This window comes from Rhizobacter sp. P5_A1, assembly GCF_056400745.1.
This window is the reverse complement of the sequence record NZ_JBFUKR010000003.1, coordinates 266,482-280,600: the sequence shown is the minus strand read 5'-3', so window position 1 is coordinate 280,600 and position 14,119 is coordinate 266,482. Positions and strand designations below refer to the sequence as shown.

Here is a 14,119-nt window from a genome sequence, read left to right as displayed (position 1 = left end):
CATGTACACGCAAGCGATGGACACGATGGGCAAGGACGAAGCCGCGAAGGCCGTCCGCAGTGCCGAGGAGATGCAGCTGCAGGAGCGCTTCGATGCGCGCATCGACGCTGGCGACTTCATCGAGGCGAAGGACTGGATGCCCGAGCATTACCGCAAGACGCTGGTGCGCCAGATCAGCCAGCACGCGCACTCCGAGATCGTCGGCATGCTGCCAGAAGGCAACTGGATCTCGCGCGCGCCGACGCTCAAGCGCAAGGCGATCCTGCTCGCGAAGGTGCAGGACGAAGGCGGCCACGGCCTGTACCTCTACGCCGCCGCCGAGACGCTCGGCACCTCGCGCGACCAGCTGTTCGACGCGCTGCACAGCGGCCGGGCCAAGTACAGCTCGATCTTCAACTACCCGACGCTGACCTGGGCCGACATGGGCACGATCGGCTGGCTCGTCGACGGCGCCGCGATCATGAACCAGGTGCCGATCTGCCGCTGCTCGTACGCGCCGTATGCGCGCGCGATGATCCGCATCTGCCGCGAAGAGAGCTTCCACCAGCGCCAGGGTTTCGAGGCGCTGCTGACGATGATGACGAAGGGCACGCCGGCGCAGAAGGAGATGGTGCAGGACGCGGTGAACCGCTGGTGGTGGCCGTCGATCATGATGTTCGGCCCGCCCGACGACCAGTCGCCGAACAGCGCGCAGTCGATGCGCTGGGGCATCAAGCGCATCAGCAACGACGAGCTGCGCCAGAAGTTCATCGACGCGACCGTCGACCAGGCCAAGGTGCTCGGCGTGACCCTGCCCGACCCCGACCTGAAGTGGAACGAGGAGCGCCAGGCGCACGACCACGGCGCGATCGACTGGAGCGAGTTCAGGCGCGTGCTTGCCGGCGACGGCCCGTGCAACCGCGAGCGCCTCGCGGCCCGCGTCAAGGCCTGGGACGACGGCGCGTGGGTGCGCGAGGCCGCACTCGCGCATGCACGCAAGCAAGCAATGAAGGAGGCAGCATGATGAGCAGCGAGCAGCAAGCGGAATGGCCGCTGTGGGAAGTGTTCGTCCGCAGCAAGGCGGGCCTGGACCACAAGCACTGCGGCAGCCTGCACGCCGCCGACGCGAAGATGGCGATCCAGATGGGGCGCGATGTCTACACGCGGCGCCAGGAAGGCGTCAGCGTCTGGGTCGTGCGCTCGGACCAGATCGTCGCGAGCGACCCGCGCGACAAGGCCATGTACTTCGACCCGATGGAAGACAAGGTGTACCGCCACCCGACCTTCTACGAGCTGCCGAAGTCGGTCGATCACATGTGAGCGAATGAGCATGCAAACTTCCATCCGACTCCAGCCCAAGCCCGAGGTGCGGTACCTGCTGCGCATCGCCGACACGCACCTGATCCTCGCGCAGCGCCTCGCCGAATGGTGCGGCCACGCGCCGGTGCTCGAGGAAGACATCGCGCTCGCGAACATGGCGCTCGACCTCGTCGGCCAGGCGCGCGCGCTGCTGACGCACGCCGGCGCGCTCGACGGCCGCAGCCTCGACGAAGACCAGCTCGCGTTCCTGCGCGACGAGCGCGACTACCTCAACGCGACGCTGGTCGAACTGCCGCGCGGCGACTTCGCGTTCACGGTGCTGCGCAACCTGTTCGTCTCGACCTGGGCGAAGCTGCTCTGGGAGCGACTGCAGGCCTCGGACGATGCCGAGGTCGCGGCGATCGCCGGCAAGGCCGTGAAGGAAGCGCGCTACCACCAGCAGCACGCCGCCGACTGGATCGTGCGCCTGGCCGACGGCACCGAAGAATCGCGCAGTCGCGTCGACGCTGCGCTGGACGCGCTGTGGCGCTTCACCGCCGAGCTGTTCGAGAGCGACGCGGTCGACGCCGCGGCGCATGCCGCCGGCATCGGCCCCAGGGTCGCCGATCTGCGCGCGCCGTGGCTCGCCGAGATGACCGCCGTGTTCGACGCGGCCGGCCTCGCGATCCCGGGCGAGTCGGCCTTCCGCAGCACCGGCACGCGCGGCGTGCACAGCGAGCACATGGGCTACATCCTGGCGGAGATGCAGCACCTGCAGCGCAGCTTCCCCGGAGGCGTGTGGTGAAGGATGACGGCCCCTCGTCTGGCGGGTACGCCAGCCGATCCCCCGAGGGGATCGCGCCGGGCTTGGGTTGGCCCGGCGCTCCGGCGCGTGGCAGCCGCACCGCAGCGGCGTGGCGCGTGCTCGCCACCGTGCTCGACCCGGAAGTGCCGGCCGTCTCGGTCTGCGACCTCGGCATCGTGCGCGACGTGGTCGACCACGACGACGTGCTCGAGATCGTGCTGACGCCGACCTACTCCGGCTGCCCCGCGACCGAGGTGATCGAGCACGACGTGCTCCGGGCCATCGACAGCGCCGGCCTCGGCCCCGCGCGGGCCACCTTGCGCCGCGCGCCGGCCTGGACGACCGACTGGATCAGCGCCGAAGGTCGCGCCAAGCTGCGCGCGTACGGCATCGTGCCGCCCGGCCCGGCCACCGATGCCGAAGTACCGATCCGCTTCTTCCCGCGCGCCGCGAAGGTGGTGGCACTGGCGTGCCCGCGCTGCGGCAGCCCGAACACCGAACGCCTCGCGGCCTTCGGCTCGACGGCCTGCAAGGCGACCTGGCGCTGCCTTGCCTGTCGCGAACCGTTCGAACACTTCAAGCCGATCTGAGGGCGGGACCACGACATGAGCGTCATCTTTCACCCGCTGCGCGTGCGCGAGGTCATCCCCGACACCGCCGAGGCGGTCGTCGTCGCGTTCGACGTGCCCACCGATCTGCGCGAGGTCTTCAGCTTCACGCAGGGCCAGTACCTGACGCTGCGCACCGAGATCGACGGCCAGGACCTGCGCCGCTCGTACTCGATCTGCGCCGGCGTCGACGACGGCGAGCTGCGCGTCGGCGTGCGCAAGGTCGCCGGCGGCGTGTTCTCGAACTGGATCAACGCGAACCTGAAGTGCGGCGACGTGATCAGCGTGATGGCGCCGCAGGGCCGCTTCTTCGTGCCGATCGAGCCCGGCGCGCGGCGCCACCATCTCGGCATCGCCGGCGGCAGCGGCGTGACGCCGATCCTGTCGACGATGAAGACCGTGCTCGGGCGCGAGCCGCTGAGCGACTTCACGCTGATCTACGGCAACCGCGCGCTCAAGTCGACGATGTTCAAGGAAGAGATCGAGGACCTGAAGAACCAGTACCTGACGCGGCTGACGCTGCACCATGTGTTCTCCGACGAGCACACCGATGCGCCGCTGAACATGGGCGTGATGAACCGCGAGAAGATCGGCGAGTTCCTGCGCACGGTGGTGCCGGCCTCCGGCATCGACCATGCGTTCATCTGCGGCCCGTTCCAGATGAACGACGAGGCCGAAGCGGCGCTGCTCGCGGCCGGCGTGGCCGAGGAGCGCATCCACATCGAGCGCTTCGGGCTGGCTCCGCAAGCGCAGCAGGTCGGTGCGGTGATCCACGAGGCGAAGCCGGGCGACGCCGAAGCGGCGCGCGTCACGATCATCCGCGACGGCCTGAAGCGCGAGATCGCGTTCACGAAAGACCAGCCGAGCATCCTCGACGCCGCCTCGGCGGCCGGCCTGGAGGTGCCGTTCTCGTGCACGTCCGGCGTCTGCGGCACCTGCCGCGCGAAGCTGGTCGAGGGCAAGGTGCGCATGGAACGCAACTTCGCGCTCGACAAGAACGACCTCGCGAACGGCTTCGTGCTGACCTGCCAGGCGCACCCGCTGACCCCCCATGTCGTGCTCTCGTTCGACGAGCGCTGAGGAAACGAAAACATGCCCACCACCCTTCAAAGCTTCATCGCCGGCCGCTGGCTCGGCACGCAAGCCGCGCAGCTGCTGCACAGCGCGATCAACGGCCGGCCGGTCGCGAGCACGCACGCCGAAAGCATCGACTTCGGCGAGGCCGTGGCCTACGCGCGCGCGGTCGGCCTGCCGGCACTGCTCGCGCTCGACTTCCAGCAGCGCGCCGAACGCCTGAAGGCGCTCGCGAAGTACCTGAACGAGCACAAGGAGCAGCTCTACGCGATCTCGGCCCACACCGGCGCGACGCGGGCCGACAGCTGGATCGACATCGAGGGCGGCAGCGGCACCCTGTTCGCCTACGCCGGCGTCGGCAGCAACGAACTGCCGTCAGGCAACCTCGTGCACGAGGGCCCTGCGATGGCGCTCGGCAGACAAGGCGGCTTCGCCGGCACGCACATCCTCGTGCCGCGCGGCGGCATCGCGCTGCACATCAACGCGTTCAATTTCCCGATTTGGGGCCTGCTCGAGAAATTCGCGCCGAGCTTTCTGGCCGGCATGCCGTGCATCGGCAAGCCCGCGACCTCGACCAGCTACCTGACCGAAGCGGCCGTGCGGCTGATCCAGCAATCCGGCCTCCTGCCCGAGGGCGCGCTGCAACTCGTGATCGGCAGCACCGGCGACCTGCTCGACCGGCTCGACGGCCGCGATGTCGTCAGCTTCACCGGCTCGGCCGCGACCGCCGCGATGCTGCGCGTGCACCCGAACATCGTGCGCCACTCGATCCCGTTCAACGCCGAGGCCGACTCGCTGAACTGCGCGATCCTCGCCCCCGACGTAACGCCGGACGACGAGGAGTTCGACCTGTTCGTCAAGGAGGTCGCGCGCGAGATGACGGTCAAGGCCGGCCAGAAGTGCACCGCGATCCGGCGCGCGATCGTGCCGCGCCGGCATCTCGACGCGGTGGCCGAGCGGCTGCGCACGCGCCTGCAGAAGACGGTGGTCGGCGACCCGTCGATCGAAACCGTGCGCATGGGCGCGCTCGCGTCGACCGCGCAGCGCGCCGACGTGGCCGAGCGCGTCGCGACGCTGATGCAGGGCGCCGAGCTCGTCTGCGGCGCGCGCGACGGCTTCGCGCCGCTCGGCGACGGCGTCGCCGAGGGCGCGTTCTTCGCGCCGACGCTGCTGCTCAGCCGCCAGCCGATGACGCACGACGCGGCCCACGATGTCGAGGCCTTCGGCCCGGTCAGCACACTGATGGCCTACGACGGCATCGACGAAGCGATCGCGCTCGCCGCGCGCGGCAAGGGCAGCCTGGTCGCGACGCTCGTGACGCGCGACCCGCAGATCGCCGCGCGTGTGATCCCGGCCGCCGCAGCGCTGCACGGCCGCCTGCTGATCCTCGACCGCGAGGCGGCCGCCGAATCGACCGGCCACGGCTCGCCGCTGCCGCTGCTGAAGCACGGCGGCCCGGGCCGTGCCGGCGGCGGCGAGGAGCTCGGCGGCATCCGCGCGGTCAAGCACTACCTGCAGCGCGCGGCGCTGCAGGGCTCGCCGACGATGCTCGCGGCGGTCACCGGCGAGCACATCCGTGGCGCGAAGGTCAACGACACGCCGGTGCACCCGTTCCGCAGCCACTTCGAGGACCTGAAGATCGGCGACTCGCTGCTGACCCACCGCCGCACCGTCGGTGAGGCCGACATCGTCGCGTTCGGCGGCATCTCGGGCGACTACTTCTACATGCACTTCGACGCCATCGCGGCCAAGGAAAGTCCGTTCGGCCAGCGCATCGCGCACGGCTACTTCGTGCTGTCGGCCGCGGCGGGGCTGTTCGTCTCGCCGGCGCCCGGGCCGGTGCTCGCGAACTACGGCCTGGACACGCTGCGCTTCGTCAAGCCGGTCGGCATCGGCGACACGATCCGCGCGCGGCTCACCGCCAAGCGCAAGATCGACCGCAACAAGAAAGACGCGAACGGCGTCGGCCAGGGCGTCGTCGCGTGGGACGTCGAGGTGACGAACCAGCACGACGAAGTGGTCGCGAGCTACGACATCCTGACGCTGGTCGCGAAGCGGGGCTGAGGGCCGGCGGGTCGCGCCGGCACGGCGCGGCCGCCGCTCAGGCCGACGCGGCCTTGGCCGCCGCCTTGGCGGCCTTGGCGGCTTTCGCGTCCGCTTTCACGTCCGCGCAGGCCTTGGCATCTTCGGTGCGCTTGGCCTTCTTGCTGCGCTGGATGTTCTCGTCGCGAGGGCCGTGGCCGGCGCACGCGAGCTTCTTGCCCTCGGGCTCGGAGGCGGCCTTCGCGGCGGCCTTGGCCTTCTTCGCGTTCGTGGCGGCCTGCGGATCCGGGCCGGCCCAGGACGAGCCGGCGAGTCCGAGGGCGAGCAGCGCGGCGAGCGTCACGAGAGTCTTGTTCATTTGGCGTCCTGTAATGGTGCAGAGCGGGAAGGCAGAAAACTGCCGCCGCCAGTCTGGGCCCTGCGTCGTGAAATATCCTGATGCGGAATGAATCGGCCTGAAACCTGCTTGTGCCCGGTCGATGAAAATTCCTGACCCCCGCCCGTTCCCTCGAGGTGTGCGCAGGCTCTCGGCCGTCCCGCCGGCGCCCGCCCCGCCCGAACTGCCGCCCGCGGCGCCGGCGCCGCTGCGCTTCGGGCGCGTCGAACTGCGCCCCGCCGAGCGCCAGTTGCGGGTCGACGGCCGCAGCGTCGCCATCGGCGCACGCGCGTTCGATGTCCTGCTGGCGCTGAGCGAGCGGGCCGGCCGGCTCGTCACCAAGCACGAGCTGCTCGACCTGGTCTGGCCCGACACCGTGGTCGAGGAGAACAACCTGCCGGCGCAGGTCAGCCAGCTGCGCAAGGTGCTCGGGCCCGACGTGATCGCGACGATTCCCGGGCGGGGCTACCGCCTCGTCGTGCTGCCGTCGTCCGAGGCGGCGCCCGAATCCGGCGCCGCGGCGCTGCCGCGGGTCGTCGACGCCGTGCCCGCGCCGCCCCGGCTCCGAACCAATCTGCCCGAAGGCCTGCCGGCGCTGATCGGCCGCGACGACGATCTCGCCCGGCTCGGCACGCTGATCGATGCGCATCGGCTCGTGACGCTGGTCGGCGCCGGGGGCATGGGCAAGACGCGCCTGGCCCAGGCGCTGCTGCACAGCCGCCGCGCCGACAGCGAGCGCCACCCGCACGGCGTCTGCTGGATCGAGATCGGCGCGGCCAGCGACGCCGGCACGCTGCCGCACGTGATCGCCGCGGCACTGGGCGTGCGGCCCGGGCCCGGCGAGCCGCTGGCCGGGCTGATCGCCGCGCTCGCGCCGCTGGGCGTGCTGATCGCGCTCGACAATGCCGAGCACCTGCTGGCCGACGTCGCCGAAGTCGCGCACGCGCTGTACGAGGGCGCCGCACAGGTGCGCATCGTCGTGACCAGCCAGGCGCCGCTGAAGCTGCGTGCCGAGCGCCTCTACCGGCTCGGGCCGCTCGCGGTGCCGCCCGGCCCGTTGCCGGCTGACGCGGCGCTGGGCTTCGGCGCGGTGGCGCTCTTCGCCGAACGGGCGCAGGCCGCCGACGCCCACTTCGCGCTGACCGATGCCAACGCGGCCGACGCGATCCGCGTGTGTCGCGCGCTCGACGGCCTCGCGCTGGCCATCGAACTGGCCGCCGCGCGGGCGCCGCTGCTCGGCGTGCGCGGGCTGGCGACCTCGCTGCACGAACGCCTGAGGCTGCTGACGACCAGCGCCGACCGCCTCGCCCCGGCGCGTCAGCAAACGCTGCGCGCCGCGCTCGAGTGGAGCCACGGCTTTCTCGGCGAGCCCGAGCGGCGCGTGTTCCGGCGCATGGCGGTGATCGCCGGCAGTGCCTCGCTCGAGCTGCTGCAGCAGGTCGTCGCGGACGCCGATGGCGCCGGCGCGCTCGACGGCTGGGCGGCGCTCGATGCGCTCGAGGTGCTGGTCGATCGTTCGCTGGTCGCCGTCGTCGGCGGCAACGCTGCCGTCGCGCCGCGCTACCGGCTGCTCGATTCGCCGCACGCCCTCGCGCAGGAGCGGCTCGGCGCGGCCGGCGAGACCGAGGCCGTGCGCCAGCGCCACGCGCTGGCGGTCGCGGCGCGCTTCGACGCGGCCTGGGGCGAGCGCTACAGCGGCGCGATCGGCTGGGACGACTGGGCGCGCGCGCTCGAACCCGACCTCGACAACGCCCGCGACGCGTTCGCCTGGGCCAAGGAAACCGGCGATGCGGCGACCGCGCTCGCGATCATGCCGAGCCTCGTCTGGGCGCTGCGGCAGTCACTGCACGACGAGCAGGCGGTGCACGCCGACGCCTGCGCCGCGCTGGCCGACGACTGCGAAGCGTTGATGGACCGCGACGTCGCGCCGGGCCTGCGGGTGCGCGCCTGGATCGCGATGAACCTGGTCTGGGTCAAGCGCGATCCGCAGCGCGCGCATGCGGCGGCGCTGCGGGCCGTGCAGCTGGCGCGCGAATGCGGCGATCGGTTCGGCCTGTACTTCGCACTCGGCCGCACCGTGGTCGCGCACGCGCGGCGTCGCGACAGCGGCGCCGCTGAAGCGGCACTGACCGAGATGCAGGCGATCGAGGAGCCCGACTGGCCGCCGCAGCGCCGCGTGCTGCGCGCCGCGGCCGAGTCGTACTGCGATTGGCGCTCGCCGGGCGAGGTCACCGGCGCGCTCGACCGCATCCGGCACAGCCTGAGCCTGTACCGGGCAGCCGGCGACGGCCTCGGCAGCGTGGCCGGTCAGATCTATGTCGAACTCGGTGCCGGCGACGCGCCGCCGCACGGCACGCGCCATGCGCAGAGCCTGGCGCGTGCGCAGCTGAACCTCGGCGCGGCCTGGCTCGCGATCGGCGACGCTGCGCAGGCCCGCGCCGCGCTGCAGACCGGCTGGCCCGAGGCGGCGCGCTTCGAGCTGCAGGCCTGCTATGCCGATCATCTCGCGCTGCTCGCGGCACTCGAGGCCCGGCCGCGCGCCGCGGCGCTGCTGGCCGGCTGTGCGCAGGCCGGCTACGAACGCCTGCAGGACACGCGCCAGCGCAACGAGGCGCAGGCCGTCGAGCATGCCCGTCGGCTGGTCTGCGCGAGCCTGACCGACGCGGAGTTCGAGCAGCTCCAGGCCGACGGCGCGCGGCTGCACGACGCCGAGATCGCCGCGCTGGCCTTCGCCGCGCAGGACCCGTGAAGGCGTCGCGAGCCGCGCGCGATATCAGGGAACGGGCTTGAAGCCGAACACCGGCGGGTTCATGCCGCAGGTGACATCGCTGCCCGACACCTTGCCCGTCGCATTGACGACGAACTTTGACTTCGCGCTGCCGGTGATCGTCAGCGGCGCGGTCAGGTTCAGGCCCGAGGTGCTGCTGGTCGAGGTCGGCTGGATGAAGGTCTGCCCGCCGGAACCGGCCGAGGCGTTGGTCGTCAGGTAGAGGTACACCGCGTCGGCGTTCGGCGCGGCGTCGGTGCCGGTGCAGCTCGTCGTCGCGCCGGCGGCGTCGGGTGCGTGCGTCGTGCCGCCGTTGTCGGAGCGGCACACATCGGCGACGTATTCGGTCCCGGCGGTGCACGAGCCGGCGCTGGCGCTCGGCTTGAACTTGATCAGGTCCGACATCTTGATGATGACGCACTGATAGGTTCCGTCGGCCGGGTTGCCGCTGCCCAGCGTCGGGGTCGACAGGAAGTCGACCTCGGTCGCGGTCGGGCTGGAAAACACCGTCACCGGGCTCGTGCACAGCGGGCTGGTCGACAGCATCACCGAGTAGACCTGCAGCTTCAGCGAGCTGGCGTCGAGCGCCATCGCGCTGCACGAGAAGAACACGCCGGCCAGCAGCGCCAGCGGAGACTTGAATGCGTTCATGCGTTGCACCGCGCGCGTCAATTGCCGGCGCCGACGATCGTCAGCTTGTCCGCCGTCGCGGCCTCGTCGCCTCCGCCACCGCAGGCCACGATCACGGCCGCCAGGCCGAGCGCACAGAGTGCCATTGCAAAGACGCGTTTCATGAGGACTCCGTCGGGAACGGTGGAAGGTGAGTCGCTATCGGCCCGATTCCGCCCCGGTTGAGCCTCGTCGACGATCAACGCGCCGGGCACCGTGATTTGCGACCGTTGACCTCGCCGCGTCAGGCCCTGCCGCGCTCTCGCTCAATACCCGAGCGCCAGCCCCGTGTTGTGGCGCGGGTCGTTCGCGCCGTAGAAGCGGTTCCTGCCGACCGGCTTGCCGCCGAGCGACGGCGCGCCGACGAGGATCGCCGCGAGGTGGTTCGCCGGCCGCATGTCGGCGAGCTTCTGGCCCCGGCTCTCGAGCAGCTTGCGCGTGTCGGGGCTGAGCGCGTAGGGCTCGACCTCGGTCGCATCGGGCAGCCACTGCTGGTGGAAACGTGGCGCGTCGACCGCCTCCTGCACGTTCATGCCGTAGTCGATCACGTTGACGATCGTGTGCAGCACCGACGTGATGATGCGGCTGCCGCCCGGCGTACCCACGACCATCACCGGCTTGCCGTCCTTCGTGACGATCGTCGGGCTCATCGAGCTGAGCGGGCGCTTGCCCGGCGCGATCGCGTTCGCCTCGCCCTGCACCAGGCCGTACAGGTTCGGCACGCCGACCTTCGAGGTGAAATCATCCATCTCGTTGTTCAGCAGCACGCCGGTCTTCGCCGCGGTGACCTTGGCGCCGAACCAGTCGTTCAGCGTGTAGGTCACCGAGACCGCGTTGCCCCACCGGTCGACGATCGAGTAGTGCGTCGTGTTGCGGCCCTCGTGGGGTGCGACGCCCGGCTTGATGTCCTTCGACACGCCGGCCCTGTTCGGATCGATCGCGGCACGGATCTTCGCGGCATGCTCCTTCGACAGCAGCCGCTCGACGGGGTTGTTCACGAAACCCGGATCGCCGAGGTAGCTGTTGCGGTCGACGTAGGCATGGCGCATCGCCTCGATCTGGTAGTGCACGGCCTGTGCCGAGCGAAAGCCGAGTTCCTTCAGCGGATAGCCTTCGAGCACGTTCAGGATCTCGCAGACGATCACGCCGCCCGAGCTCGGCGGCGGCGCCGAAACGACCCGGTAGCCGCGGTAGTCGCACTCGACCGGCTTCAGCTCGCGGGTCTTGTACTGGTCGAGGTCGGCCCGGGTCATGATGCCCTTGCCGGCCTGGCTCGACGCGACGATCGCGGCGCCGACCGGCCCCTTGTAGAAGCCGTCTTCGCCCTTGTCGGCGATCGCCTTCAGCGTCGTCGCCAGGTCCTTCTGCACCAGCTTCTGGCCGACCTGGAACGGCTCGCCGTGGTTCAGGAAGATCGCGGCCGAGGCCGGGTCCTTCCTGAAATCGTCGGTCGCGGTCAGGAGCATGTCGATGTCGCCCTGGTCGAGCGCGAACCCGTCCCGCGCGTACCTGATCGCCGGCGCGATCAGCGCGGCGCGCTTCATCGTGCCGTACCGGCTCAGCGCGAGCTCCATGCCCGACACCGTGCCGGGCACGCCGACCGCGAGGTGGCCCTCGGTGCTGAGGCCCTTGACGACGTTGCCGTCCTTGTCGAGGTACATGTCGGCGGTCGCGGCCAGTGGCGCCTTCTCGCGGAAATCGAGAAAGGTCTTGCGACCGTCGGCGAGCTGGATCGTCATGAAGCCGCCCCCGCCGAGGTTGCCCGCCGCCGGGTAGACGACCGCCAGCGTGTAGCCGACCGCGACCGCCGCGTCGACCGCGTTGCCCCCGTCCTTCAAGACATCGACGCCGACGCGCGTCGCCAGGTGCTGCGCCGTGACGACCATGCCGTGCTCGGCCGCGACGGGCGCTGGCGAGGCCGCGCGCGCGCCGACGCCGATGCACAGTGCGAGCGCCGCGGTCAGCAGCCGCGCGGCGAGGCGGTCGCGCGTCACGCGAACGGCGACGGCTCGAACTCGCCGGCGAGCGCGCGCCACACGCGCGGCGGCGTCAGCGGCATCTGGATCTGCTCGGCCGCACGGCCCAGGCCCGCGCGATCGAGCGCATCGACGACCGCGTTGACGACCGCCGGCGTCGCGCCGATCGTGCCGAGTTCGCCGACGCCCTTCACGCCGAGCAGGTTCGTCAGGCACGGGATCGACGTGTCGAACTCGGTCTTGAAGAACGCGCTCGCGATGTCGGCGCGCGGCATCGCGTAGTCCTGAAAACTCGCGGTCAGGATCTGGCCCGATTCGGGGTCGTAGACGACCCGCTCGGTCAGCGCCTGGCCGATGCCCTGCACCGCGCCGCCCTCGATCTGCCCGCTCACGATCGTCGGGCTGACGACGCGGCCGATGTCGTTCACCGAGGCATACGCGACGACGTCGACGTGGCCGGTGGCCGGGTCGATCTCGACCTCGCAGACGTGGCAGCCGTTCGGCCAGGTCGGCCCGCCGGCCGCGCTGGTCGAGTCGATCACGATGTGCTGCTGCGGCTGCTTCGCGGCGAGCTCGAACAGGCCGACGCCGACATCGGTGCCGACGACCTTGAAGCGGCCCTCGCGGTACTCGATGTCGGCCGGCGCGACCTCGAGCAGCTCGCCGGCGAGCTCCTTGCTCTTGTCGATCGTGCGCTCGGATGCGACGCGCACCGCCGAGCCGCCGGTGAACAGCGAGCGCGAGCCGGCGCTGCCGAAGCCGTTGACGCGGTCGGTGTCGCCCTGCAGCACGCGGATGCACTCCGCCGGCACGCCGAACACATCGACCGCGAGCTGCACGTAGCTGGTCGCGATGCCCTGCCCCATCGCCTGCGTCGCCGAGCCGATCTCGATCACGCCGTCGGCCGAGACATCGACCGTCACGCGTTCCTCGAACACGTTGCCGCCGGTCCACTCGAGAAAGCTCGCGATGCCGCGCCCGCGCAGCAGGCCCTTCGCGGCGCTGGCGGCGCGGCGTGCGTCGAAGCCGTTCCAGTCGGCGAGCGCGAGGCCGCGGTCGAGGATCTGCTCGAAGCGCCCACTGTCGTAGGTCTGCGCCATCGCGTTCTGGTAGGGCATCTGCTCGGGCCGGATCAGGTTGCGGCGGCGCAGCTCGGCCGGGTCGATCTTCATCTCGCGCGCGGCCGCATCGAACAGCCGCTCGGTGATGTAGATCGCCTCGGGCCGGCCGGCGCCGCGGTAGGCGCCGGTCGGCGTGGTGTTCGTCATCACCGCGGTGAAATGCAGGTCGATGGTCCGGATGTCGTAGATGCTGGTCGAGACCCACGGCCCGATCAGCAGCTGGATCGCGACGCCGACGCCCATCGCATACGCGCCGACGTTCGCGAGCGAGCGCACGCGCATCGCGAGCACACGCCCGTTCGCATCGAGCGCGAGCTCGGCCCGGCTGACGACATCGCGGCCGGCCGAGGCCGACAGGAACTCCTCGACCCGCTCGGCCTGCCAGCGCACCGCGCGCATCAGGTCTTTCGCGGCGAACGCGACGACGATGTCCTCCGGGTGCACGCCGGTCTTCATGCCGAAGCCGCCGCCGACATCGCCGACGACGACACGCGTGTTCTCGGTCGTCAGGCCCGGGATCGCCTCGACCAGCGACCCGCGCGCGCCGGTCGGCATCTGGCTGCTGAGGCGCACCGTCAGGTGGTTCGCCGCGGCGTCGAACGCGGCGACGATGCTGCGCGGCTCCATCGGGCTGGGCGCGAGGCGCTGGTTCACGAGCTCGAGCGAGACGACGTGCGCGGCCGCGGCGAACGCCGCCGCGGTGGCCTTGATATCGCCATGGCGCATCTCCGCGGAGATGTTGTCGGGCGCCGCGTCGCACAGCACCGGCGCACCGGGCGCGCTCGCACGCACCGGGTCGACGACCGCGGGCAGCTCGTCGTAGTCGACGAGCACCGCCTCGACCGCGTCGCGCGCCGCATCGCGCGTTTCGGCGACGACCGCCGCGACCGCCTCGCCGACGAAGCGCACCGTGTCGACCGCCAGCGCATGGCGTGGCGCCGAGGCGGCAGGCTGCCGGTCCGCGCGCTGGAACCCTTCCGCGGTCGGCATCGACTTGACACCGGCCGCGACCAGCTGTGCACCGGTGTAGACCGCGATCACGCCGGGCATCGCGGCGGCGCCCGAGGCATCGACCGAGCGGATGCGCGCGTGCGCGTACGGCGAGCGCAGGAACGCGATGAACACCGCGCCTTCGACGGCGACGTTGTCGGCGAACTGCCCGCGCCCGACCAGCAGGCTCGCATCTTCGACACGCTTGACCGCCTGGCCGCTGCCGAAGCGGGTGGCTGCATTGGGTGGGGTGCTCATCGTCGAGGGTCCTTGCGTTGCGGTTCGCGCATCGTAGCCGGCCCTCGGATCCGCTTCAGCGCGCCCGCAAAAGTCAACAATTGTCAGAACCGGCGCCGGGCTTTCCCGACCTGTAAGACCTACCAGTTACGCCGGATGTAGCGCTCGCATAGAA

General features: G+C 71.1%; 12 protein-coding genes. 7 read left to right on the top strand and 5 right to left on the bottom strand.

Going from position 1 to position 14,119, the window contains the following annotated elements; translation table 11 throughout:
- The first annotated feature begins 1 nt into the window (after window position 1).
- From paaA to paaZ, 6 genes are all read left to right on the top strand, one after another.
- Window positions 2–1,003 carry a 1,2-phenylacetyl-CoA epoxidase subunit PaaA gene (paaA, locus tag AC1DTW_RS04845; protein WP_477979665.1) on the top strand — a complete coding sequence of 334 codons (1,002 nt, stop codon included), beginning with the start codon at window positions 2–4 and terminating at the stop codon, window positions 1,001–1,003.
- Window positions 1,003–1,299 (top strand): 1,2-phenylacetyl-CoA epoxidase subunit PaaB, encoded by a 297-nt coding sequence (gene paaB / locus AC1DTW_RS04840; protein ID WP_477979664.1) that lies wholly within the window; start codon window positions 1,003–1,005, stop codon window positions 1,297–1,299. The genes paaA and paaB overlap by 1 nt, the downstream gene beginning before the upstream one ends.
- Before the next feature lie 10 nt (window positions 1,300–1,309).
- A complete protein-coding gene (paaC, locus tag AC1DTW_RS04835; RefSeq protein WP_477979662.1) occupies window positions 1,310–2,083 on the top strand; it encodes a 1,2-phenylacetyl-CoA epoxidase subunit PaaC in 774 nt (257 codons plus the stop codon).
- Between the two features lie 62 nt (window positions 2,084–2,145).
- Window positions 2,146–2,673, top strand: coding sequence for a 1,2-phenylacetyl-CoA epoxidase subunit PaaD (gene paaD, locus AC1DTW_RS04830; protein WP_477979833.1), 528 nt, complete (start codon window positions 2,146–2,148; stop codon window positions 2,671–2,673).
- Window positions 2,674–2,688: 15 nt separating this feature from the next.
- The gene (gene paaE, locus AC1DTW_RS04825; protein ID WP_477979660.1) at window positions 2,689–3,771 is read left to right on the top strand and encodes a 1,2-phenylacetyl-CoA epoxidase subunit PaaE; all 1,083 of its coding nucleotides are present in this window, start codon (window positions 2,689–2,691) and stop codon (window positions 3,769–3,771) included.
- A gap of 12 nt (window positions 3,772–3,783) precedes the next feature.
- Entirely contained in the window at window positions 3,784–5,829 is a 2,046-nt protein-coding gene (gene paaZ / locus AC1DTW_RS04820; RefSeq protein WP_477979658.1) for a phenylacetic acid degradation bifunctional protein PaaZ, read from the top strand.
- Between the two features lie 37 nt (window positions 5,830–5,866).
- On the opposite strand, the gene AC1DTW_RS04815 is transcribed toward paaZ, so the two are convergent.
- Window positions 5,867–6,166 carry a hypothetical protein gene (locus AC1DTW_RS04815; protein ID WP_477979656.1) on the bottom strand — a complete coding sequence of 100 codons (300 nt, stop codon included), beginning with the start codon at window positions 6,164–6,166 and terminating at the stop codon, window positions 5,867–5,869.
- Window positions 6,167–6,323: 157 nt separating this feature from the next.
- On the opposite strand from AC1DTW_RS04815, the gene AC1DTW_RS04810 reads away from it, so the two are divergent.
- Window positions 6,324–8,933, top strand: a complete 2,610-nt coding sequence (locus AC1DTW_RS04810) for an ATP-binding protein (protein WP_477979654.1) — start codon at window positions 6,324–6,326, stop codon at window positions 8,931–8,933.
- A 24-nt stretch (window positions 8,934–8,957) separates the two neighbouring features.
- Here the strand turns inward: AC1DTW_RS04810 and AC1DTW_RS04805 are convergent, their stop codons facing one another.
- The 4 genes from AC1DTW_RS04805 to AC1DTW_RS04790 form a co-directional block, all read right to left on the bottom strand.
- Window positions 8,958–9,602, bottom strand: a complete 645-nt coding sequence (locus tag AC1DTW_RS04805) for a hypothetical protein (RefSeq protein ID WP_477979652.1) — start codon at window positions 9,600–9,602, stop codon at window positions 8,958–8,960.
- 17 nt (window positions 9,603–9,619) lie between these two features.
- The gene (locus AC1DTW_RS04800) at window positions 9,620–9,745 is read right to left on the bottom strand and encodes a hypothetical protein (RefSeq protein ID WP_477979650.1); all 126 of its coding nucleotides are present in this window, start codon (window positions 9,743–9,745) and stop codon (window positions 9,620–9,622) included.
- Window positions 9,746–9,886: 141 nt separating this feature from the next.
- Window positions 9,887–11,587 (bottom strand): gamma-glutamyltransferase, encoded by a 1,701-nt coding sequence (gene ggt, locus AC1DTW_RS04795; protein ID WP_477979831.1) that lies wholly within the window; start codon window positions 11,585–11,587, stop codon window positions 9,887–9,889.
- Window positions 11,588–11,610: 23 nt separating this feature from the next.
- Window positions 11,611–13,965, bottom strand: coding sequence for a xanthine dehydrogenase family protein molybdopterin-binding subunit (locus AC1DTW_RS04790; RefSeq protein WP_477979648.1), 2,355 nt, complete (start codon window positions 13,963–13,965; stop codon window positions 11,611–11,613).
- Between the last annotated feature and the right edge of the window lie 154 nt (window positions 13,966–14,119).

Bases quoted from the DNA above. Each gene is read 5' to 3' on its own strand.
- paaA (WP_477979665.1), top strand. From the start codon at position 2: ATGTACACGCAAGCGATGGACACGATGGGCAAGGACGAAGCCGCGAAG.
- paaB (WP_477979664.1), top strand. From the start codon at position 1,003: ATGAGCAGCGAGCAGCAAGCGGAATGGCCGCTGTGGGAAGTGTTCGTC.
- paaC (WP_477979662.1), top strand. From the start codon at position 1,310: ATGCAAACTTCCATCCGACTCCAGCCCAAGCCCGAGGTGCGGTACCTG.
- paaE (WP_477979660.1), top strand. From the start codon at position 2,689: ATGAGCGTCATCTTTCACCCGCTGCGCGTGCGCGAGGTCATCCCCGAC.
- paaZ (WP_477979658.1), top strand. From the start codon at position 3,784: ATGCCCACCACCCTTCAAAGCTTCATCGCCGGCCGCTGGCTCGGCACG.
- AC1DTW_RS04815 (WP_477979656.1), bottom strand. From the start codon at position 6,166: ATGAACAAGACTCTCGTGACGCTCGCCGCGCTGCTCGCCCTCGGACTC.
- AC1DTW_RS04805 (WP_477979652.1), bottom strand. From the start codon at position 9,602: ATGAACGCATTCAAGTCTCCGCTGGCGCTGCTGGCCGGCGTGTTCTTC.
- AC1DTW_RS04800 (WP_477979650.1), bottom strand. From the start codon at position 9,745: ATGAAACGCGTCTTTGCAATGGCACTCTGTGCGCTCGGCCTGGCGGCC.
- AC1DTW_RS04790 (WP_477979648.1), bottom strand. From the start codon at position 13,965: ATGAGCACCCCACCCAATGCAGCCACCCGCTTCGGCAGCGGCCAGGCG.